We start from the raw sequence: 18596 nt of genomic DNA on the forward strand, positions 1-18596 counted from the left end.
TTCCTTTTTTGTTTAGTTTGAAGGCTTGTTAACAATTCGCTCGTACATTTCCGGCAGGTGCTTAATTTTATAATCAATCGTCTCAAGCTTGTGATGGATTTCTTCGATTTCTTTTTGTACCGCTTTTTTATGATCCATCAGCATTTGCAGGCTTTTATCAAGCACGGCATTTTCAAGCGTACAGTTTTCAATAAGCGTCCGAATGTCCTTGATTTGCATACCTGTGCTTTTTAAACAGCAGATTAAATCAATCCATTCAATATCTTGTTCTTTAAAAATACGATTCCCTGACGCTGTACGATCTAAAAATGGAAAAAGCCCTTCTTTATCATAATAGCGAATGGTATAAATTGTCACGTTCAATTTTTTTGCCACTTGTGAAATGGTATACGTCATACTGCTTCCTCCTACACCTTAAACTTCTCAGAAAAACATGATGAGTTTGTCTTGACCTCTAGTTATCTCGAGGATTTATTCTTTTATAGTCTTCTTCATTGAGCTCTTTATGCTGCAGACTTTTTGTACAAGCAGCAAGCAACATATATTTAAACCTGAAAGGATGAATACGATGAATACTGCTCACATGATGCTTACCATTGTAATTGGCGGTTTTATTGCCTTTTTGTTAGGTCTTGGCGTCACAAAAATAATTGAGCTGCTGCTAAATCTTTTTCTAGCTTAACCAGTAGTTACTTATCGTAAAACGCAGGTAACTCCGTTCCATATCCGAACGGAGTTACCTGCTTTATTTTAAGAACTGCAGCGCTTAAGGCACCATGTTGCCAGCGGCTTTATAAATATCGTACCACTCTTCGCGCGTTAACTTGATTTCTGAACCTTTACTTGCATCTTTCATACGCTGAATATTTGTCGTACCAAGCACCACTTGAATATTTGCAGGATGAGTTGTGATCCACGCAACGGCAATCGCTGTATTCGTCACGCTATACTTACTTGCGATGCGATCAATCACTTCGTTTAGCTTTCCAAATTTCTCTTTGTCGCCTAAGAAAGGTCCTTCGAAAAATCCATTTTGGAATGGCGACCACGCTTGAAGCGTTATATCATTTAAACGGCAATATTCAAGCACGCTGCTGTCGCGGTTCACAGCTTGGTCGATGCCCATATTTAAAGAAATACCGGAGTCTATAATTGGCGTATGTGCAATGCTGAACTGCACTTGGTTTACGACAAGCTTTTGGTTGATATATTTTTCAAGCAGCTGAATTTGCGCTGGGTTGTGGTTCGACACACCGAAGTGACGTACCTTTCCGCTGCTTTGAAGCTCATTAAACGCTTCTGCTACTTCTTCAGGATCCATTAGCGGATCTGGGCGATGAAGTAATAAAAGATCTAAGTAATCTGTTTTTAAGCGCTCTAAGCTGCCGTTAACAGAGTCTATGATATGCTTCTTTGAAAAGTCATAGTAATTTTTCGCTGCGTTAATGCCGCATTTACTTTGAATCACCATTTTCTCACGAAGACTTGAATTCATTTGTATAGCGTTTGCAAAATACTCTTCGCATTGTCCCACATAATCAGGACCGTAAATATCAGCATGGTCAAAAAAGTTAATTTCTTCTTCCATCGCTGTGCGGATTAGCTTCTCTGCTTCTTGTAAAGAAAGCTCTGTTAAACGCATATTTCCCATAATCAAATTTGATACGTGTAAGTCAGTATTAGCAATTGTATGATACTTCATATAAAGCCCCTCCTTGAAATGATACTACTACAAGATAAACCATAGAGTTAACTCTAGGTCAAGCAGAAAGAATAAAAGTTTTTATAAGCAGCGACGGTAAAACACCCTATCTTTTTTGGTAAAAAGATGAAATACTAGGTTGTGGTGTGATAAAAGTCACTGCCGCTCTGCATTTCATTTAGTAGTATATGTTACGTTCTTTTATTCCTTTTTATCGAAGCTTATTTCATAGCAATACATCAATTTACCAGGCAAAGGAGCTTATCAATCACTATGCAGAAAACGAAAGCAAAACGATTTGAAATACAGTATTCCGTTCTAAAAGATGAAGCCAAAATCAAAGGAACTTTTGTGATAGAATCTGCTAAAAACCGAGATGACGCATCAAGACTTGCTAAATTAAATGTCTCTACAAAAGAAAGAGTGTTTATTCAATATGTAAAGATTTTAAAAGTCAAACGAGTTTCTACAGATTCGGCGGAAAAGTGACATTGGTTTGCTTCTTCTTTTAGCAAGCCCCTATTTATGCTGAAAGTGTCGTCTTAGAAGATGCTTGTTTCGTTCGTGTGAGTAATAAAACTAATCCAATAATACAAGCTGTGCCTATCCATTGATAAAAACCAAAAGGCTCTTTCAGCCAAACAACGGTTGTAATAACAGCAGCTAAAGGCTCTAAACTTCCAAGCAAACTCGTTTCTTTAGGTAAAAGACTTTGCAGGCTTTCTACATAAAACCAAAAAGCAAGCATCGTGCCAAAAATAATGACAAATAAAATATATCCCCAGGTTATTGGTGATAAGCTTGACGCTTCCCAAGGAGGATGAATAAAGCTCATTACGCTTCCCCCAATTACCATTGACCAGCCAACGATGACAAGCGAACTGTACTTTTTGATCAGCGGCACGGCATACAGCGTATAAAATGCTGCTGCTACACCTGACAGCACTCCCCAAACAACGGCAGATACAGGAACAGACAGCTGAGAAATAGAGCCGTTTGTTAATAAAAAAAAGCAGCCCCCCAGTGCCAGCAAAACAGTGATGACGTCTTGTCGCGTAAATATAGACTGCTTGCGCAAAAGCAAATAAATGATAATCATCACCGGTGATAAATACTGCAGCAGCGTAGCTACTGCTGCATTTCCATGCTTAATAGAAGCCATATACGTATACTGAACGGCGAGCATACCAAATATGGCAAAAACGACGAGCTGAAGAGCTGCCTTTTGGTTCTTCCATACTCCAAATACGTGAGAATGATTATTTTTTATACATGAAATCATTAGCAGCAAAAAACCCGCAATGAGCAGCCGTACTGAAACAAGCCAGTCTACACTGATTTCAAATTCTTGAAAAAGCTTTTGAGCAACCGTCCCTCCCATCCCCCAACATATAGCTCCAGTTGTTACAAAGAAGAACCCTTTTTTCCGGCTGAGATCGTTCATCTTCCATCCCTCACTTTTATTATAAGAATAGTGTTATAATAAGTGAAAAACGGGGCAGAAAATACGCATATTGCATTAAAAAATATAAATATATTGAGGTGACCATGTATGCCAGCAGCCCATTTTAAAATTGATGAAAACTTAAAAGAGCTAACGACCCATCGCACCGTTGAGCTGCCAGTAGCATGTTATCAAACGACGATCAGTGATCACATAAACGGCTACATCCCTCTTCACTGGCATGATGAGCTTCAATTTGTATTGGTTATAAAAGGTGATGCGTCTTTTCAAATAAATGAAAAAACAGTGACTGTAAAACAAGGCTACGGACTGTTTATTAACAGCGGATGTCTTCATATGACTGAAGATATAAACAAATCCGGCTGCGTGTACATTTGTTTAAATGTTTCTCCTCATTTTCTTGTGCCGCAAGAGCTTTTTACAAATTACGTTTATCCCTACATTCATGCAACGAATCTATCACATTTATTCATCAGTCCAAAGCAAGCCTGGGGAAACAACGTGTTAGAGTCTATACATAAGATACACACATGGATTCATAAGCAGCCGCACCACTATGAAATAGAGATTGCCTCTGAACTCAGCATACTTTGGAAAAATTTAATTCTTAACGGTTTGCAGCTGAAATACAATGAAAAAGAAATGATCAAAAATCAGCGGATGAAGCAAATGCTCAATTGGATTCATTTGCACTTTGCTGAAAAGATTACGCTTGATGATATTGCCAAAGCCGGACAATTGAGCCGTTCTGAATGCTGTCGATATTTTAAGAAAATGTTAAAAAAATCGCCTTTGACCTATGTATTAAACTATCGAATTCAACAAAGCTTAGTTATGCTGCAGCAAGCAGAAGCAAATGTGACGTACGTCGCTTATCAAGTAGGGTTTAATAGTACAAGCTATTTTATTAATCAGTTTCGAAAAGAAATGAAGATGACTCCCCTCATGTATCGAAAAAAGAAGCTGCACATGTCTTCACATCACTAAAAAACGGCAGGGCAATCACCCCGCCGTTTTTTATGAACTCTTTTTACTCGTTGATTTTGCATCAGAAATCTTTCCTAAGAAAAACCCGTCTACTTCTGCTATTTTCCCTCTCCAAAAGATCTTTCCTTTAGAAGGAGTAGATTTACTGTCTCCACAGTAAATCTTTGTATTTTTTAAATGAATAAAATGGGCTTCTGCTTCTCCGTTTGATTCGCTCGCTTCGCTTGCTAAAGAGAATTGTTCGCTTAGCGCCTGAGCCACTTCACTGCCTTCTTCAAACGTTTCGCTTAAGTAATCAAAGTATTCTTTTGCTGAAATCATGGTACCGGAAATCACAGCGCCGTTTACATTTAATGAAATATCAAGTGAAAAGCCGTGTTTATTAGAAGCTTTCACAAAGTATTCAAGCGTACTGTCTTTAGTTGAAAAAGAAGGGCCTGTACTCATGTCTTTCTTTCCTCCTTTACGTCTTAGGCTGTTGTATCGTCTTCACTAGAAAGAGATGTTGCTTCATCATCTTCTTCGTCCGTGTTTTTCTTTGCTTTTGTATTTTTTGATTTTTTAGCTGTTGACTTTTTTGGTTTCGCTTCCTTTTTTTCTTCTTCGCTTTCATCTTCGTCTTCTTCTTCTGATTTTACTTTTTTATTTTTTTTGTTTGAGCGAGAATCTTCCTCTTCTTCCTCGCTGTCTTCGTCACTTTCACTTTCTTCTTCCTCTTCTTGCTCAGCTTCTTTTTTATCCTTTTTACGAGGCTTAGATGTTTCTTCTTCGTTTTCGTCGTCCTGCTCGTTTTCTTCGTTTTCATCGTTCTCTTCTTCGTCGGAATCTGTATCTTCCGCTTCTTCGTCTTGATTTTTATTGAGGCTAAGCTCAACAAGCATGTTCATTTTTTCTTCAAGCTGTGATAAGCGATCTTGAAGAGTTTGATTTTCTTCTTTTAACTCGTCGTACTCTTGAACGTTATCGTCTTCTGTTTCGCTACTAGAAGAATTTACGTTTTCTTCATCATCTTTTGATTTATCTTTATCTTTTTTAAACAAGCTTCCCGCAGATGTTTTCAGGCTGGCCACACTGCTTTTTGATTTTTCTTTTACCTTTGTTCCTAAATCAGATGCTTTGCTTTTTAATTCGTCTGTATCAATGCGGTCAAGGAGACTTTTTCGATTTTCAGGAGTCGATACATATCCAATCGTTGCACCGATGATGCCTCCTGCTACCGCTCGTTTGATTGGCCCGCTGCTTGTTGTTTTGCTTGCTTTTGAACCGTTCTTTTCTTTTGAACCGTTTTCCGTATTTTTATTTTCCTTGTTTTCTGCCTGTGTGTTATCTAATTTTGTTTCAGTTGCCATTGTAAATCCCTCCATTTTTTAAGTAGCGTACAGTTTTTAACGTTTCGTTTCTATTTTTTCTTCAAGCGTTTTTAACCGCTCATGCAGCATTTTATTTTCTTCTTCGAGCGCTTTGTTATTGGCTCCTTTTGAACTGAGATAGGGATCATTTTCCCACCAGTCCATGCCGATTTCTTTTGCTTTATCAACCGAAGCCACAATCAAGCGGATCTTTATCGTTAATAGCTCGACATCTGCAATTCCTACGGTGATGTCCCCCGCTATGACGACTCCTTTATCCAAAATCTTTTCGAGCACATCTACAATCGTACTTGACTGCATATTATGTTCGACTGCCATACTGTTCCTCCTACTGACCGCTTAAAGCAGGCTGCCTAGCGGTCCAAGATCAATATTTAAATCTTCTGCATCCAGACCGAACACCTCTTTCAACTCGTCCATTTTTTCTTCTAAGTTCATTAGTGCAATTCCTAAGTTTTCAATTTGTTCGTCCGTCAACGTTCCACCCTCCACCCGCCTCATGGCATGACGTTCAACGATTTGCCTCAATAGCTCAATAACTGTCATCACAAGCTGCGCTAAGCCTTGTTCAGCTTGATCAGGATCCAAGTGGATTCGTCCATTTGCTTGGCTGACCGGTTGCATCCATTAATTCCTCCTTTTGTTTATCAAATTGTTCAGAAGTGATTGGTTTGCGATTTCCTTCTTTTGCTTGAACCAGCGTTTCAACCGAAGAAATAAGCACCCGCAAATCCAAATACACTAAATCGACGCCGGCTATGGAAATGATTAAGTCTCCTTTAATGGCGACTCCTTTATCTAAAATGACATCTAAAATATCAATAAGAGCAATATCTTTATTCTCCATGGATTGTTTAAGAGACATAATGTTAATTCCTCACTTTACGCAAAGCTCGAGAAATGATAGGGCGGCCATGGTCCCGTCACTTCAAATTTCCATCCTTTATTTTCAAGTTTTTGCTGAAGCTCTTCTATTTCGGTTACAAACTTAGTGATCTGCAGAGACGGGAGAAGAAACACGCTGTTCCACGCCATCTGTTCAGCTGCGCCCGTTACGTCCTTGCTCCAATTCTTTTTAACAGAGTCATAAAGCGATAACTCTTTAAGCTTGTCATGTATCTCTTCACACACTTTATTTTTGTGAAGTTCTAATTCTCTTTCAATCAGCTGATCTATTTTTTTCTTTTCAAAAAACTGTCTTCCTGGTGATAAGTGACTAATTTCTTCTTTTTTCGCTTTCACGCTTTCATTCGTTTCGCTGATTTCTTTTTTAAGCTCCGTATCATCACAGTAAATCTTCACGTTCCACTCTTCATTTCCTTGAAGCAGCGTCAGTGAATTCTCTATCTTTTCTTTGTTAATCTCAATAGCTGCCTGCAGACTTTCTTCACCTTTATAAATGGTACAAAATTTTAATGGAATGATCGTAAATTCTTCGTACAAAGCGGCTACCGTCTCGTGATGATGAAATGCTTTTTCCTGCAGCCAGCTCATATCCTGCTCCATTTTTTCTTGAATCACTTCTTCTGAATAGGTGTCAGCATCCAGCTTAGAAACTACAGCCGTCACCTGATCAAACGCAATTGGGTACAGTGAATGTTCTCCGTCAAACCCTTTATAAGATGGAAACGGCTCTATGGCTGCTGCTTCTTTTGTTGGAATTAAACCGTATAAATACAGTAATTCTCCCATCTAGTCTTCCTCATTTCTTTTTTTTGTTAGCTCTTCCCATTGTTCAATTTCTCTGCGCTTCGCGATTTCGTACCTCATTAACAATTCATCTTCTTTTTCTTGAAACGCTTCTTCGGGAATTTCACCAAGCTCAAACATCATTTGAAGCTGAATGAGTTTTTGCTGAATCGTCGGAAGGTCATATAGCTGTTTATCAGCTTCTTCCTGTACTTTTTCGCCGATTTTCACTACAAGGTTAATAGGGGCGGTTACTAATTTGTGAAGCACGTTATTTCTCTTCTACTTTTAGGCGAATGTTCACAAAATTATAAGCAGGCCATGGACCGCTGTAATGAAAATCGGCTTTGTCTTTCCAGTTTTCATGCGCTTCATTCACTTTTTCATCAAACTTCGCTTCATCTTCTCGGTTAATTAAGAAAGATGCGTTTAAAAGCATCGTTTCGCCCGTTGGCTCATTTGCTTTTGCTGCTTCCGCTGCTTCTTCAAGCGGTGAAAACACATCTGTCTTGACTTCTTTTTGAAGGGAAGTAAACATCTTTTGAGCCATTCCCCCAAGTTGAATACGCTCATAATAACCGGCTGCTTCTGATTTTCCTTTTACGGAGGCTGATACTTTTTCAAGTTCAGGATTTTCATTTACTTTTTTCTCAAGCCATTCTTTTTTCCCAATTACTTTTAAACCGACTTCAATTTTTCCTTTGATCGCTGGAAACAGCTTTTCAAATTGCGGATAAAGGTTTTCCAAAAGAACTTTTACATCTTCTTTGGATTTGAATACATTCCCAAAGCTGATTGGAATAACCGTATCGTTCTTGTCCATAATCGCTGCTACTGCGTTTTGATGCATTAATAAATTTTGGCGATTAGGATGATAAATTTTCATCGGTACTTCAGCTGCTACCATAGCTGCGTCTTTGTAGCGAATCAAAAATGTTTCAGCTTTTGTTCCTTCTACTTCCACGGCGCCAAATTCTTCGTCTTTATCCGTTTGAATGGCGCTAAAAATATAAATACCTGTTTCGTTTGTTTCACTCATGTTTTCAAGCTCCTTTACTTTTCTTCCGTGTCTATATTCTTACATTCTTCTAAAATGATTTTTTCGGCTTTGCTTTTTGCATTTTCTTCATCCAAACATTTGGTAAGCGGATGATGCAAAATATCGATACATAACGTTTGAAAATCTTCGTCATTTCCATCGATAGCAATGTCTTGCTGCGTGGCGAGAGTAGCGATCATAAGCGAAGCCCGAAGGCTAAGTCCGCTGCTGTTTTCGTCTCCAGAGCGGTTTCGCACGTTTGCTACGAGCGTTACAATTGTGCGCGCTTCGTCTTCTTCTACGTCCGTTTTCTCCGTTAAAATCGCTGTCTCTCTGTCGATGTCTTTATAATCAATAAACATGGTAATTAACCTGTCAAGAAGCGCATCTTGCGTATCATATACGCCGGCATACTCAGCTGGATTGCTTGTGAAGATGACGCGAAAATCGGGATGCACGCGCACAAAAGGATCGGTCATTTTTACTCCATACAGCGGAAGCACGCCTTCTTCTAATATTGATAGAAAGATATTATTCGTTGCAGGCTTAGACCGAGTAAATTCGTCGTAAATCAGCGTATAGCCATTTTTTACAGCTTCAAGCAATCGGCCATCCTGCCAGTTTTCACTCACTTGTTCATCTTTTTTATAGACAGAACGAACATATTGGTCGATTACTTTTTTGCTCGTGTATCCCGTAAAATCGCCAATTAAATCTTTATTGTTGAGCTCGTGATTCCCGTGCATCAGCATTACAGGACGCTTTCTCTTTTTAGCAAGCGCTCGCGCTAAAGAGGTTTTGCCTCCGCCGGCAGGACCTGTAAAATGAATGGAATAGCCGGATTTTAAATAGCTCAGCGCTCTTGAAAGAACCTCTTTTGTCTCGTCATCTTGTATAAAAGCTCCACTGCCTTTTTTCCTTTTGTCTGTTAAGACGGTCATTTTTATGTTCCTCCTGCCATCTTATCGTCTATGCTTCAATGCCAATGGCGCTTCTATATCTGACGTCGAGTCGTTTGAATGAAATGACTTCTTTTTCTTTATTTAAAAAGCACTCGTACGTTCCGAGCATTTCATCTTTGGCGTATTTTTTCATGTATTCTCGTTCTTCAATGACTTCAACAATAACTCTCCAGCCTTCATCTTCAGTAGCTTCCACCGAGGTAATTTTATGAGGAGGAGCTACGTGTTCACCGAAAAAGTCGTTCACGGCTTGCATAATTTTTTTAATTTCCATTTTTAGTAGCCTCCAATAGTTAAATCTAAAAGCTGGAACCACCCTCAAAAAAGGAAGGTTCCATATCACTTCATATTAAATACTAAAACGCGGCTGTCCTTCACTTGAATTTGAACGTTCAGGAAGACCGTTTTCTTCTACGTCGTCACGAAGAAGCCCTACTGCTTCTGCATAGCGTAACCATGTATCAACACTGGCAATAACCACTCGTGCTTCAATCGTTAAAATCTCAATTCCTACAACAGAAACTCTTGCAAAAGCATCAATAACAATCCCTTTATCTAAAATACGGTCAATGACTTCTGCTAAACTTGAACTATTAGTACTTTTTTGAATAGACATATCTCATTTCTCCTTTCGCTTATGAACCCATTGTTTTTAAATCTGTAGATGATTTAATATCATTGGAACTTTTAATCTTAGTAGAGCTTTTAATATCCGTTGCTTTTTTAATCTGATTTGCGCCTTTTATTTTCCGCTTATTTTTTGACTTCTCTTTATCGTCTGAAGAAGAAACTTTTTCTTGAAAGTTTTCTCCAGCTTCTTTCACATCGCTAAGCTTATCTTTTACTGATAGTAAGACGTCTTGGAGCTTTTCTTTTGCGTCTTCCCCTTTGCCGTGTACCTTTTGGGCATTTTTTTCTTTTGTTTCCTGCAGTTTTTCTGACGCTTCATTTGCTTTTTCCTGCAGTTTCCCTTCAGTTTTTTCGACAAATTTTTCTTTCGCTTTTTCTTTAACCTTTTCTTCTACCTTTTCCTTAACAGGTTCAGGCGTATGATCGATGATCTTTTTTCCTGCTTTTAAGGCTGCTTTCTCCACATCTTTTTTATCCATGAAATTCCCCTTAAGGACGGATATCTTACTTCTTCGCGTCCATGAGTTTGTTTAGCATCTCTTCAATGCGCTGCAGCTGGTCGTTCATATTTTTATTTTCTTCTTTTAGCTCTTCGTACTGAGACGTTTCCATTTCTGCGCTTTGGCTGACTTCTTCCTGCGAATTTCCCTGTTCATTTGATGCATCTTCTTTTTTCTTTTTAGGTGCCAGCAGCTTGCTTAAATTGTCTTTTTCAAGATAGCCTGTAGCCGTCTGTCTTAATGCTCCCATCGCTTGCTGCGTTAGAATATCCTGTGCGTTTCTTCTTAACTCTTGTCCTGTCGCACGTACAATTTCTGATTGTCCTAAGCGGCTGAGTACTTTTTTACTCGTTTGAGGACTTGAAAGAAGTCCAATTCCCGCTCCTACTACGCCTCCTAAAATAGCAAGATTTAAAGAGTTTTGCGTTTTTTCTTCCTGCTGCTGATTTTCTTGTTTTTCATTTTGCACATTGCTATCAGTTGTTGACATGTTTCATCCTCTTTTCTCTTAATTATTATTTATTTAATGAATTTTCTTACGATTAAAAGACTTAAAAGCTAAGCCCTGCACCTCGCTCTTCTGTTCGGCCAGGCAGCCCTTCTTCCTCTACTTTGTCGGTTAATAACCCGACGGCTTCTGCGTAGCGAAGCCACGTATCGACACTTGCAATAACGACTCGTGCTTCAATCGTTAAGATTTCAATTCCTACGAGTGATACTCGGGCAAAAGCATCGATGACAATTCCTTTGTCGAGAATTCGATCAATCACTTCTGCTAAACTAGAACTATCTGTACTTTTTTGAATACTCATTTTAGCAGCTCCTTTCGAAATTTAACTAAATGAATGATGCTACTAATCAACCTGCTTAACTTTTTAAGTAAACATACTTTTGAAATATACTTTTTAGCCCTCTTTCAAACATGAATAATTTGCTAAAAAGTAATTTCCGAAAATAAATTAGAAAATTATTCTACTACGTATAATAATTAACAGTTAATTATTGGATGGAACTTGCACGTAAATCCTTCTATTAAAGCTTTCATCAAGATTTCGATCCCAAAATAAAACAATAAATACATTATTGTTACAATAATATTACATTATAATTTAAAGCATATTATTATTTTATACACCATGACATATTTTGATATTTTTAACTATTATGGAATATTACTGTCAATAAAGTTCACTTAAATAAAACCAGCGCATAAAAAAAAACTGCCGCACTGCGACAGATTTCTCCTACGTATCTTACGTTCTATAAAATCATTCCGGTTAAAGGAGCTTTCGGGTTTCCATCATGATCTGAGTCTTCTTTGTCTACTAAAACAAGCAAGCTGCCTTCTTTGACTGAATCATTATATTGTTCGGCCTGCTGTTTTGGAATTCCCATACTTACTAAAATACCAGACAGACCTCCTACGCTCGCACCAGCTGCCGCACCTGTTAATGTAGCTACAATCGGACCAGCCGCCACAATTGGACCTATTCCCGGTATGGCAAGAGCCCCGGCACCTGCTAATATTCCGGTCAAGCTCCCTAGCGTACCTCCGGTAAGTGCTCCAGTTGCTGCCCCTTCTGCTTTTGTATTCGTTTCTTTCTGAACTTTTTTGGTCTTTTTATGTTTGCCGATGATAGATATTTCTTCTGATGTATACCCTTCTTTTTTCAAACTCTCTACAGCTTGAATTGCTTCTTGTTCCGTTTCGTATACCCCCACAACATTCTTTGCTTTTGCTTCCATACTATCTCCTCCTCATTAATGTTGTGTGTACCCGGGAGCATGGCTTTGAAACGTTTTAGAGGATAAGAGGTCTTCTCTATTCTTAAATAAATAGCCCTAAATCACTTTTTATTTAGTGACGTTTTTATTTAAAAATGCATGAACTCGCTCTTTTTTTAACCATATTCCTCCACAAGCAATGAAGCATGCAACCGTACTAAAAGCCAACGTGTAACTCCGAAGCCAATCCACAAGGAGCCCAAACCAAATCGGTGCGAGCACGATGGCAAATTGATTGAGCGTTAACGCAATGCTTACCGTTAAACCAATAAAACGATCATCCGCTTTTTCTGCTATTAGCACGATAAACAAACTAAACCAGCCAATTGCAAAAAAACCGAGGCTAAAACAAACTGCAGTTAGTAGCCAAAAAGGCAAAGTAAATCCAATATAAGAAATAGCTATTATTAATCCTGCAGCCATCCAAACCGTCACTTGCAAAGGAGTTCTTCGATTTCCGTTATACACATAATCACTTACCCAAGCTAAAACAATTCTCCCCACCATTCCGCCTAACAGTGTGATGCTCAGCAGAATGCCAGCTGAAGCAAAATCCATCTTTATGGCTTTCGTTAAATAGCTAATAAAGTGCGCAACGATAATCATTTGAAGAGAAATCATTGAAACACCTACAAAAAACAGCGGATAAAGCGTTTTATCTTGAGAAATGCGCTTGATTTTATGACGAAGCGTAAATGTTTCCTTTTTTTCTGACGATGATGATTGCTCTCGGTAGAATACAAAAAAAAGAATGCCTCCTCCGATAGCTGCCGCTGCCTGTACGAGAACAGCCCCATGCCAGCCGTATTGATGAAACAGCAGCGGTAATGCTGCTGAAGCGACAGCGCCTCCAATCGGTATCCCCGTTTGCCGAATCCCCATGGCAAGGCCTCTATGATGAGAAGGAAACCACTTCACCACTGCTTTGCTTCCTCCTGGCTGTGCTGTTCCATACCACACGCCTGCTGCGAGAAGTACGCCTGTTAGATACAAATAATGATCAGCGCTATAGGCAAAAAGCATGCTTACCCCCAGCAAAATAGATCCTCCTCCTACAAGCCACCTTTCTCCATAACGATCCATCCAGTTTCCAAAAAGCAGTATGGAAAAGATCGGACCAATTTGAATAGCTGATACGAGCAGTCCTGTTTGAAACTGCGATAAATCATATAGTCTTTGCCAAAACGCGGCCAATGGCCCCGCTCCGTAGGTGACAAACGTTGCACATGCCTGAGAAAGAGTGGCAATAAATAAAATCATCCACTTATAAGAAGCTTTTTGTCTGCTCATTTTCTCTCCTCCACCTCTACTTTCAGTGTAGAGAAGGAATGGTATCATGTAAAATAAGGAATAAAGATAAAAGTCATCAATAAAAATGATAGCTGAAGGAGGAGATTTTATGGATATAAAAGATTTGCTTGTTTTTACAACGGTAGCAGAAGAAAAAAACATTTCAAAAGCTGCCAAAAGTTTAAGCTATGTGCAGTCGAATGTGACGATGCGCATTCAGCAGCTGGAAGCTGAACTCGGCACACAGCTATTTGAACGCAGCGGTAAAGGCGTAACGTTAACTTCTAGCGGAGAGCTGTTGCATCGTTATGCTGAAGAAATTCTTCGTTTAACCAATGAAGCCACTATAACTGTTCAAAGCAGTGCGTACACGCCGATAGGGCCTTTAAAAATAGGTGCAACTGAATCTACCGCGGCTCTTCGGCTACCGCCTTTGCTTTCTACTTATTGCACTGCCTACCCGGATGTAGACTTCATTTTAGAAACACATACAACCGATGTTCTTATTCACCTGGTTTTAACCCGAAAACTTGAAGGCGCATTTGTTGCAGGCAGCTGTGAACATCCTGATCTAAACTCTTTATTTACTCAAGATGAAGAGCTTGTACTTGTGAGCCGCCACCCTCTTCCTTCTCTTTACAGCCTAAACGATATGAATTTATTAGCCTTCAGCAGCGGATGCGCATATCGACATACGTTAGAAATGCTGTTGACAAAAGAAGGCGTGTTTCCAAAACGGATATTAGAATTTGGTACGATTGAAGCGATTATTGGGTGTGTAAAAGCTGGTATGGGCGTAGCTGTAATGATGAAATCCATTGTATCTCATCACGACCATTCATTAACGTTAACTCCGCTGCCGCAGCCATATAGAAAGGTTCCCACTTTTTTTATTACGCGAAAAGATGCCTTTGTATCGGCGGCTTTACGCGAATTTTCTTCTCTTCTTACCAAACAGCTTTGCATAACAAAACCCTAAGAAAATAGGCGTTCTTAGGGTTTTGACTTAAGCCGCTGCCGGATTTTTTTCACAAATTTCATAAACAATAAACGAACTAAAGGTCCCATAATAAGAAGCTGAAGCGGGTAGGCTACGATAAAGTTTTTCATCACGATAAATGCATAGCTTGAAAGAAGCGACTCTCCTTGCAGGCCTTTCGTAAGTGACATCGTAATTAATCCATATACAGACATGGAAAGCACCATTCCAATAACCATACATGATGACAAAATCAACACGACTTTTAACTGTTTAGACTTATCAAACGGCAGTGAAAATGCTACTTTTTTTGCTACGGGACCAACGAAAAAAGTTTCGACAGTCATTGCGACTACAAACGTGATAACCAAGTTCAAAATACCTTCTGCAAGGGTGATATGCCCGATGACGTCATTCATTAACATGTTATACACCGTCATTACAAGCACCATCCCTCCGCACATCATCATTCCAAAATACATACTCTCTTTTTTAGTTGTTGGCACATTCCTCATCCTTTTCATCTTTTTTACTTGGCTTAGTATAGCTTTTTATCTTCCTTCTTCGTAAGTGAACAATTTGTGAACATTCATCTAAAAAATGCCCTGTGACCAAAAAACAGTCACAGGGCATTTTTTTAGACTTAAGCGGCGCGTCCTCTTTTTTTGAGTAGAGCTGAGTATGACAAATTACTCTAGTCTACATCGTTAATAAATATTTAGAGATTTAACAAAAAACCCCCGCTTTATGAGCTAAAGCGGGGGTTGGTTTTATAGAGATTCCGTGTGAGATGCAGGCGGGATCGGCGTTTGGGTGCGGAATACTTTTTCCCATTTTGAGACGACGATACAGGCAATCGCGTGGCCTGGAACGTTGACTCCTGTTCTGGCCATATCCATGATGCGGTCTACTCCTGCAATAATTGCCACTCCTTCAGCCGGCAGACCTACTGCGTTGGCTGTTGCTAAAAGAACAACAAGTGAACCTGACGGGACAGCCGCAATTCCTTTACTTGTCATCACTAGTATAAGCATCATAAATAATTGCTGAGTTAATGGCATATCGATGTTAAAAGCCTGCGCTAAAAAGACGCATGAAACGGATAAATACAGCGTGGAGCCATCACAGTTTAATGACAGGCCCGATGGAATAACGAACGACACAACTCGTTTAGGACATCCGTACTTTTCCATCCGCTCCATCAGCTGTGGCAGCACCGTTTCCGTACTTGTTGTTGAAAAGGCAATAAGAAACAAGTCCCAAATCATTTTGAATACTTCAAAGTAGTTGAATTTGAACAAAAACCCAACAAGCGGAAATAAAACAAATAAAATAATAAAAAGACCTAAAAAGACGGTTCCAATTAGCTTTAGCATTGGAAGCAGAAGTGCAATGCCGTATTGACCTACAGATGCAGCCATTAGCGCTAGTACACCAAGAGGCGCTGTGACCATAACAATTTGCGTTAATTTAAACATAATTTTAGCCGTAGATTCAAAAAATTTCATTGCAGGTTCGGATGCTTTACCGACTCCTGAAGCGGCAACACCGAATAAAATAGCAAAGAAAATCACGGCCAGCAAATCATTTTTTGCCATCACATCTACGATATTCGTTGGAATGATGTTCAAAATCATTTGTTTAAAGTCCACGACTTTCTCGGTGTACTGAGACAATTCACCGATATCTTTTTTAACAAGATGAGAAAGATCGAGGCCTACTCCGGGCTTTAGCAAATTCACTAACAGCAGACCGATTCCTAATACGATGGTAGTAATGATTTCAAACCAAATAATCGTCTTTAACCCTAGACTCCCCATTTGTTTCATACTGCCGCTTCCCGCAGCACCTATGACGATGGTTGAAAAGACAATCGGCACCACAATCATTTTAATGAGCCGGATAAACCCGTCTCCTACCGGTCTTAAAGCCATCCCAAAGTCCGGGAAAAAGTGCCCGATAAAAGCTCCGATTACTAATGCAATTAAAATTTGAAACGCTAAAAACTTTTTCACATTTCTACCTCCCTTTCGCCTTCATGAAACGGACATCCATTCCATTAATATCCAAATTATCAGACACTTTAAGTAAGTTCGGGACATTTAGCTAGATTCCTTCTAAAATAGACAAATTGGTCTATATATTTCGCTTTATCAGTTAAAATGCATAGAAAAAAGCCAGAGTGAAGTTGTTCTTCATCCTGGCTTTTTTAATCTTATGCTTTTTTAACAAACTGAGATTTTAAGCTCATCGCTCCAAATCCGTCAATTTTGCAGTCGATGTTATGATCGCCTTCTACTAAACGAATGCTTTTTACTTTTGTTCCGATTTTGACAACCGATGAGCTTCCTTTTACTTTTAAGTCTTTGATGACGGTAACTGAATCTCCGTCTTTTAAAAGGTTCCCGTTTGCATCTTTTACAGTCAGCTGTTCTTCCGTGCTTTCTGTTTTTTCATCTTGTCCCCATTCATGCCCACACTCCGGGCAGACGAACAGGTTTCCATCTTCATATGTATACTGTGATTGACAGCTTGGGCAATTAGGTACATTCATTTTCTTTTCCTCCAGCAGCAGCTCGTAACCAATGGTACGATCACGAGATTACATTTTTTATCTGTTTTATACTGTCACAATTTCATGAGATTAACAAGCTTTTCTATTTCCTTGCTGCTGATGTTTTCTTTTCCAAATAAGTGAGCCGATAAACAGAACAAAACCTGCTCCAAAGACAAGAAGCTGATCTAAATAAAAGTCACCTGTTTTTACATACCGTATAATAAATAATCCTCCAAACATGAGCATCAGCATACATGAAAACCGAATGAGGTATGAATTGATTTCCATCTTTCATTCCTCCTTTTTTAAGACTTTTTATTACGAAAAAAACACGAACCATATGCCGAATGTAACCGCATATAACGGTAAAATGACGGCCAGTTTTTGCTTCCACCCTTTAAAAAAAGAAGAATTACGAGGCGCAAACCAAAGCTCTAACGTGCCGTATAACAGCAGTGCTCCCGCTGCTAATATCGCAATCACAGTCTCTCCTACCTCCATACATACTCCTCGCTTTCATTCTGCGCACTTGAAGCTAAGCACAGCGTATCGTATATAGTAAATCTCATCATTATAAAAGAGCTTATATCGTGATGCGTGCGGGTTTTGAATACTTTTTTCAACCATACATTTATTACCATTATATCATAATAAAAGCAGTTTTCAGCTTATTTTTGTGATTACACTGCTTATGGAAGCTGGATTAACCTATGCGTGCTCATCCTTTTTGTCTATCCGTTTTATTGAGCTTATGTTTTTTAGCGGACTTTTGTTTTCAGTTTTGACTTTTTGGTTTTCAAGCAGCGGAAGCAACAGCGCTCATTCTCACTATAAAACTCATTCCATGAGGTTGATGTCTGGGGCCAATATCGAACACAATCCGTTTCGTTTGCGCTGGACGGCTTATTTTCTTGCTTCTTTAAGCTTGACGGGAGTGGGCCTGATTTTTTTCATTCTGCTGCTGACCGACATTATTCCTCCAGTAAGCTAAAAAACCTGCTCTTCACAGAGAGCAGGAACTTACGAGAACAGCTTGAGAAGCAGGCATTTTCGCTTTACTTTATTCGCAACAGCTTGAGTCACATGATCTTTTAAAGGCCGAGTCAATATTCGTTTCAGCGGATGTTTTAGCATTCGTTTGCTCACGGGAACTTTAAAGATAACGCTGAGAACCACTGTTGCTAAAACCGAGAGCAGCAAGATCGCAAAAGGCTTTTTTTGAAACCACCTCGAGAAGATAAGCATCATTACATAAATAAGTGCTGACCACCCTAAATGCCAGCCGTGCCTAAATGTAATCCCTTTACACCTGAGCCCAACCCATTCTACAAAGGAAGCTGTACATACCCATTTTGTAATATATTTCACCTGCTTAGCGAGTGTAGACGGATAGGTAGCTAAGAACGACAAAATCATGAGAGGCGTAATGAACATAAGGTGTAAAATACGCAGTACTTTTAATGAAAGATGCAAAGATTTAAAATCCCAAAGCAATTTATCATTACATAAAAAGTAGTAGAGAATATTAAAAAAGCTCACGTATAAAACCCCAGCATACAGCTCGCGTATTTTGTTCCACGTTTTCTTATGGATATTTTGAAAAATCAGCCATAGAAGGACAGAAATATGCACCTTTGTTCA

Annotated in this window: 29 protein-coding genes; 4 read left to right on the forward strand and 25 right to left on the reverse strand. The window is 39.1% G+C overall.

Annotated features, from left to right (window positions below):
- Positions 1-12 precede the first annotated feature (12 nt).
- Both ACFX4W_RS06555 and ACFX4W_RS06560 read right to left on the reverse strand, forming a co-directional pair.
- Complete coding sequence (locus tag ACFX4W_RS06555; RefSeq protein WP_025751010.1) at positions 13-396, reverse strand: MerR family transcriptional regulator; 384 nt, start codon at positions 394-396, stop codon at positions 13-15.
- A gap of 370 nt (positions 397-766) precedes the next feature.
- A complete protein-coding gene (locus ACFX4W_RS06560) occupies positions 767-1702 on the reverse strand; it encodes an aldo/keto reductase (RefSeq protein WP_034650444.1) in 936 nt (311 codons plus the stop codon).
- Positions 1703-1975: 273 nt separating this feature from the next.
- Between ACFX4W_RS06560 and ACFX4W_RS06565 the strand changes: the two genes are divergently transcribed.
- Positions 1976-2191: a hypothetical protein gene (locus tag ACFX4W_RS06565; RefSeq protein ID WP_028409323.1), complete on the forward strand. Its 216-nt coding sequence runs from the start codon at positions 1976-1978 to the stop codon at positions 2189-2191.
- 34 nt (positions 2192-2225) lie between these two features.
- On the opposite strand, the gene ACFX4W_RS06570 is transcribed toward ACFX4W_RS06565, so the two are convergent.
- Positions 2226-3146 (reverse strand): EamA family transporter, encoded by a 921-nt coding sequence (locus ACFX4W_RS06570; protein WP_043981355.1) that lies wholly within the window; start codon positions 3144-3146, stop codon positions 2226-2228.
- A 108-nt stretch (positions 3147-3254) separates the two neighbouring features.
- On the opposite strand from ACFX4W_RS06570, the gene ACFX4W_RS06575 reads away from it, so the two are divergent.
- On the forward strand, positions 3255-4154 hold the full coding sequence (locus ACFX4W_RS06575; RefSeq protein ID WP_043981354.1) for an AraC family transcriptional regulator: 900 nt from the start codon (positions 3255-3257) through the stop codon (positions 4152-4154).
- Between the two features lie 30 nt (positions 4155-4184).
- On the opposite strand, the gene gvpU is transcribed toward ACFX4W_RS06575, so the two are convergent.
- From gvpU to ACFX4W_RS06655, 16 genes are all read right to left on the reverse strand, one after another.
- Positions 4185-4601 carry a gas vesicle accessory protein GvpU gene (gene gvpU, locus ACFX4W_RS06580; protein ID WP_014459206.1) on the reverse strand — a complete coding sequence of 139 codons (417 nt, stop codon included), beginning with the start codon at positions 4599-4601 and terminating at the stop codon, positions 4185-4187.
- A 23-nt stretch (positions 4602-4624) separates the two neighbouring features.
- Positions 4625-5503, reverse strand: coding sequence for a YtxH domain-containing protein (gvpT, locus tag ACFX4W_RS06585; RefSeq protein ID WP_043981353.1), 879 nt, complete (start codon positions 5501-5503; stop codon positions 4625-4627).
- 36 nt (positions 5504-5539) lie between these two features.
- Complete coding sequence (locus ACFX4W_RS06590; RefSeq protein WP_013057989.1) at positions 5540-5842, reverse strand: gas vesicle protein; 303 nt, start codon at positions 5840-5842, stop codon at positions 5540-5542.
- 21 nt (positions 5843-5863) lie between these two features.
- The gene (locus ACFX4W_RS06595; protein ID WP_013057990.1) at positions 5864-6148 is read right to left on the reverse strand and encodes a gas vesicle protein K; all 285 of its coding nucleotides are present in this window, start codon (positions 6146-6148) and stop codon (positions 5864-5866) included.
- Positions 6102-6389: a gas vesicle protein gene (locus ACFX4W_RS06600; protein WP_013057991.1), complete on the reverse strand. Its 288-nt coding sequence runs from the start codon at positions 6387-6389 to the stop codon at positions 6102-6104. Before ACFX4W_RS06600 ends, ACFX4W_RS06595 begins: the two co-directional genes overlap by 47 nt.
- Positions 6390-6406: 17 nt before the next feature.
- On the reverse strand, positions 6407-7216 hold the full coding sequence (locus ACFX4W_RS06605; RefSeq protein WP_043981352.1) for a GvpL/GvpF family gas vesicle protein: 810 nt from the start codon (positions 7214-7216) through the stop codon (positions 6407-6409).
- Positions 7217-7483, reverse strand: a complete 267-nt coding sequence (locus ACFX4W_RS06610; RefSeq protein ID WP_028409328.1) for a gas vesicle protein GvpG — start codon at positions 7481-7483, stop codon at positions 7217-7219.
- A 1-nt stretch (position 7484) separates the two neighbouring features.
- Positions 7485-8252 (reverse strand): GvpL/GvpF family gas vesicle protein, encoded by a 768-nt coding sequence (locus ACFX4W_RS06615; RefSeq protein WP_013057994.1) that lies wholly within the window; start codon positions 8250-8252, stop codon positions 7485-7487.
- Positions 8253-8266: 14 nt separating this feature from the next.
- Positions 8267-9193 carry a gas vesicle protein GvpN gene (gvpN, locus tag ACFX4W_RS06620; protein ID WP_025751003.1) on the reverse strand — a complete coding sequence of 309 codons (927 nt, stop codon included), beginning with the start codon at positions 9191-9193 and terminating at the stop codon, positions 8267-8269.
- Between the two features lie 28 nt (positions 9194-9221).
- Positions 9222-9488: a gas vesicle protein GvpO gene (gene gvpO, locus ACFX4W_RS06625; protein ID WP_013057996.1), complete on the reverse strand. Its 267-nt coding sequence runs from the start codon at positions 9486-9488 to the stop codon at positions 9222-9224.
- 75 nt (positions 9489-9563) lie between these two features.
- Positions 9564-9830, reverse strand: coding sequence for a gas vesicle structural protein GvpA (gene gvpA / locus ACFX4W_RS06630; protein ID WP_013057997.1), 267 nt, complete (start codon positions 9828-9830; stop codon positions 9564-9566).
- 19 nt (positions 9831-9849) lie between these two features.
- The gene (gvpQ, locus tag ACFX4W_RS06635) at positions 9850-10323 is read right to left on the reverse strand and encodes a gas vesicle protein GvpQ (protein ID WP_025751002.1); all 474 of its coding nucleotides are present in this window, start codon (positions 10321-10323) and stop codon (positions 9850-9852) included.
- Between the two features lie 25 nt (positions 10324-10348).
- Positions 10349-10834 carry a GvpT/GvpP family gas vesicle accessory protein gene (gene gvpT / locus ACFX4W_RS06640; protein ID WP_043981351.1) on the reverse strand — a complete coding sequence of 162 codons (486 nt, stop codon included), beginning with the start codon at positions 10832-10834 and terminating at the stop codon, positions 10349-10351.
- A 61-nt stretch (positions 10835-10895) separates the two neighbouring features.
- Entirely contained in the window at positions 10896-11156 is a 261-nt protein-coding gene (gvpA, locus tag ACFX4W_RS06645) for a gas vesicle structural protein GvpA (protein WP_013058000.1), read from the reverse strand.
- A 448-nt stretch (positions 11157-11604) separates the two neighbouring features.
- Positions 11605-12090, reverse strand: coding sequence for a general stress protein (locus ACFX4W_RS06650; protein ID WP_043981350.1), 486 nt, complete (start codon positions 12088-12090; stop codon positions 11605-11607).
- 108 nt (positions 12091-12198) lie between these two features.
- Positions 12199-13419: an MFS transporter gene (locus ACFX4W_RS06655; RefSeq protein ID WP_043981349.1), complete on the reverse strand. Its 1221-nt coding sequence runs from the start codon at positions 13417-13419 to the stop codon at positions 12199-12201.
- Positions 13420-13528: 109 nt separating this feature from the next.
- Between ACFX4W_RS06655 and ACFX4W_RS06660 the strand changes: the two genes are divergently transcribed.
- Entirely contained in the window at positions 13529-14398 is an 870-nt protein-coding gene (locus ACFX4W_RS06660; protein ID WP_043981348.1) for a LysR family transcriptional regulator, read from the forward strand.
- Positions 14399-14412: 14 nt separating this feature from the next.
- Here ACFX4W_RS06660 and ACFX4W_RS06665 read toward each other — a convergent pair whose 3' ends face one another.
- The 5 genes from ACFX4W_RS06665 to ACFX4W_RS06685 all read right to left on the reverse strand — a co-directional run bounded on the left by ACFX4W_RS06665 (position 14413) and on the right by ACFX4W_RS06685 (position 17456).
- A complete protein-coding gene (locus tag ACFX4W_RS06665) occupies positions 14413-14904 on the reverse strand; it encodes a DUF2798 domain-containing protein (protein ID WP_043981347.1) in 492 nt (163 codons plus the stop codon).
- Positions 14905-15168: 264 nt separating this feature from the next.
- Positions 15169-16413 carry a glutamate-aspartate/proton symporter GltP gene (gene gltP, locus ACFX4W_RS06670; protein WP_043981346.1) on the reverse strand — a complete coding sequence of 415 codons (1245 nt, stop codon included), beginning with the start codon at positions 16411-16413 and terminating at the stop codon, positions 15169-15171.
- Positions 16414-16613: 200 nt separating this feature from the next.
- Positions 16614-16952 (reverse strand): zinc ribbon domain-containing protein YjdM, encoded by a 339-nt coding sequence (locus tag ACFX4W_RS06675; protein ID WP_016764918.1) that lies wholly within the window; start codon positions 16950-16952, stop codon positions 16614-16616.
- A gap of 90 nt (positions 16953-17042) precedes the next feature.
- Positions 17043-17243 carry a hypothetical protein gene (locus tag ACFX4W_RS06680; protein WP_014459191.1) on the reverse strand — a complete coding sequence of 67 codons (201 nt, stop codon included), beginning with the start codon at positions 17241-17243 and terminating at the stop codon, positions 17043-17045.
- A 30-nt stretch (positions 17244-17273) separates the two neighbouring features.
- On the reverse strand, positions 17274-17456 hold the full coding sequence (locus tag ACFX4W_RS06685; RefSeq protein ID WP_043981345.1) for a hypothetical protein: 183 nt from the start codon (positions 17454-17456) through the stop codon (positions 17274-17276).
- A 175-nt stretch (positions 17457-17631) separates the two neighbouring features.
- Here ACFX4W_RS06685 and ACFX4W_RS06690 point away from each other — a divergent pair, with 175 nt between their 5' ends.
- Positions 17632-17946, forward strand: coding sequence for a hypothetical protein (locus tag ACFX4W_RS06690; RefSeq protein WP_280559996.1), 315 nt, complete (start codon positions 17632-17634; stop codon positions 17944-17946).
- Between the two features lie 29 nt (positions 17947-17975).
- Here ACFX4W_RS06690 and ACFX4W_RS06695 read toward each other — a convergent pair whose 3' ends face one another.
- Positions 17976-18587 carry a CBO0543 family protein gene (locus tag ACFX4W_RS06695; protein WP_237074363.1) on the reverse strand — a complete coding sequence of 204 codons (612 nt, stop codon included), beginning with the start codon at positions 18585-18587 and terminating at the stop codon, positions 17976-17978.
- Positions 18588-18596: the final 9 nt, after the last annotated feature.

It is taken from the genome of Priestia sp. YIM B13489 (genome assembly GCF_042787645.1).
Taxonomy (GTDB): Bacteria; Bacillota; Bacilli; order Bacillales; family Bacillaceae_H; genus Priestia; species Priestia megaterium.

Excerpts from the sequence above, each read along its gene's own strand:
- ACFX4W_RS06590 (WP_013057989.1), bottom strand. The coding sequence starts at position 5,842 with ATGGCAGTCGAACATAATATGCAGTCAAGTACGATTGTAGATGTGCTC.
- gvpT (WP_043981351.1), bottom strand. The coding sequence starts at position 10,834 with ATGTCAACAACTGATAGCAATGTGCAAAATGAAAAACAAGAAAATCAG.
- gvpQ (WP_025751002.1), bottom strand. The coding sequence starts at position 10,323 with ATGGATAAAAAAGATGTGGAGAAAGCAGCCTTAAAAGCAGGAAAAAAG.
- ACFX4W_RS06565 (WP_028409323.1), top strand. The coding sequence starts at position 1,976 with ATGCAGAAAACGAAAGCAAAACGATTTGAAATACAGTATTCCGTTCTA.
- ACFX4W_RS06655 (WP_043981349.1), bottom strand. The coding sequence starts at position 13,419 with ATGAGCAGACAAAAAGCTTCTTATAAGTGGATGATTTTATTTATTGCC.
- ACFX4W_RS06605 (WP_043981352.1), bottom strand. The coding sequence starts at position 7,216 with ATGGGAGAATTACTGTATTTATACGGTTTAATTCCAACAAAAGAAGCA.
- gvpA (WP_013058000.1), bottom strand. The coding sequence starts at position 11,156 with ATGAGTATTCAAAAAAGTACAGATAGTTCTAGTTTAGCAGAAGTGATT.
- ACFX4W_RS06660 (WP_043981348.1), top strand. The coding sequence starts at position 13,529 with ATGGATATAAAAGATTTGCTTGTTTTTACAACGGTAGCAGAAGAAAAA.
- ACFX4W_RS06680 (WP_014459191.1), bottom strand. The coding sequence starts at position 17,243 with ATGGAAATCAATTCATACCTCATTCGGTTTTCATGTATGCTGATGCTC.
- ACFX4W_RS06595 (WP_013057990.1), bottom strand. The coding sequence starts at position 6,148 with ATGCAACCGGTCAGCCAAGCAAATGGACGAATCCACTTGGATCCTGAT.
- ACFX4W_RS06575 (WP_043981354.1), top strand. The coding sequence starts at position 3,255 with ATGCCAGCAGCCCATTTTAAAATTGATGAAAACTTAAAAGAGCTAACG.
- ACFX4W_RS06560 (WP_034650444.1), bottom strand. The coding sequence starts at position 1,702 with ATGAAGTATCATACAATTGCTAATACTGACTTACACGTATCAAATTTG.
- gvpT (WP_043981353.1), bottom strand. The coding sequence starts at position 5,503 with ATGGCAACTGAAACAAAATTAGATAACACACAGGCAGAAAACAAGGAA.
- ACFX4W_RS06615 (WP_013057994.1), bottom strand. The coding sequence starts at position 8,252 with ATGAGTGAAACAAACGAAACAGGTATTTATATTTTTAGCGCCATTCAA.
- ACFX4W_RS06650 (WP_043981350.1), bottom strand. The coding sequence starts at position 12,090 with ATGGAAGCAAAAGCAAAGAATGTTGTGGGGGTATACGAAACGGAACAA.
- ACFX4W_RS06570 (WP_043981355.1), bottom strand. The coding sequence starts at position 3,146 with ATGAACGATCTCAGCCGGAAAAAAGGGTTCTTCTTTGTAACAACTGGA.
- ACFX4W_RS06555 (WP_025751010.1), bottom strand. The coding sequence starts at position 396 with ATGACGTATACCATTTCACAAGTGGCAAAAAAATTGAACGTGACAATT.
- gvpN (WP_025751003.1), bottom strand. The coding sequence starts at position 9,193 with ATGACCGTCTTAACAGACAAAAGGAAAAAAGGCAGTGGAGCTTTTATA.
- gvpA (WP_013057997.1), bottom strand. The coding sequence starts at position 9,830 with ATGTCTATTCAAAAAAGTACTAATAGTTCAAGTTTAGCAGAAGTCATT.
- gvpO (WP_013057996.1), bottom strand. The coding sequence starts at position 9,488 with ATGGAAATTAAAAAAATTATGCAAGCCGTGAACGACTTTTTCGGTGAA.
- ACFX4W_RS06600 (WP_013057991.1), bottom strand. The coding sequence starts at position 6,389 with ATGTCTCTTAAACAATCCATGGAGAATAAAGATATTGCTCTTATTGAT.
- gvpU (WP_014459206.1), bottom strand. The coding sequence starts at position 4,601 with ATGAGTACAGGCCCTTCTTTTTCAACTAAAGACAGTACGCTTGAATAC.
- ACFX4W_RS06675 (WP_016764918.1), bottom strand. The coding sequence starts at position 16,952 with ATGAATGTACCTAATTGCCCAAGCTGTCAATCACAGTATACATATGAA.
- ACFX4W_RS06685 (WP_043981345.1), bottom strand. The coding sequence starts at position 17,456 with ATGGAGGTAGGAGAGACTGTGATTGCGATATTAGCAGCGGGAGCACTG.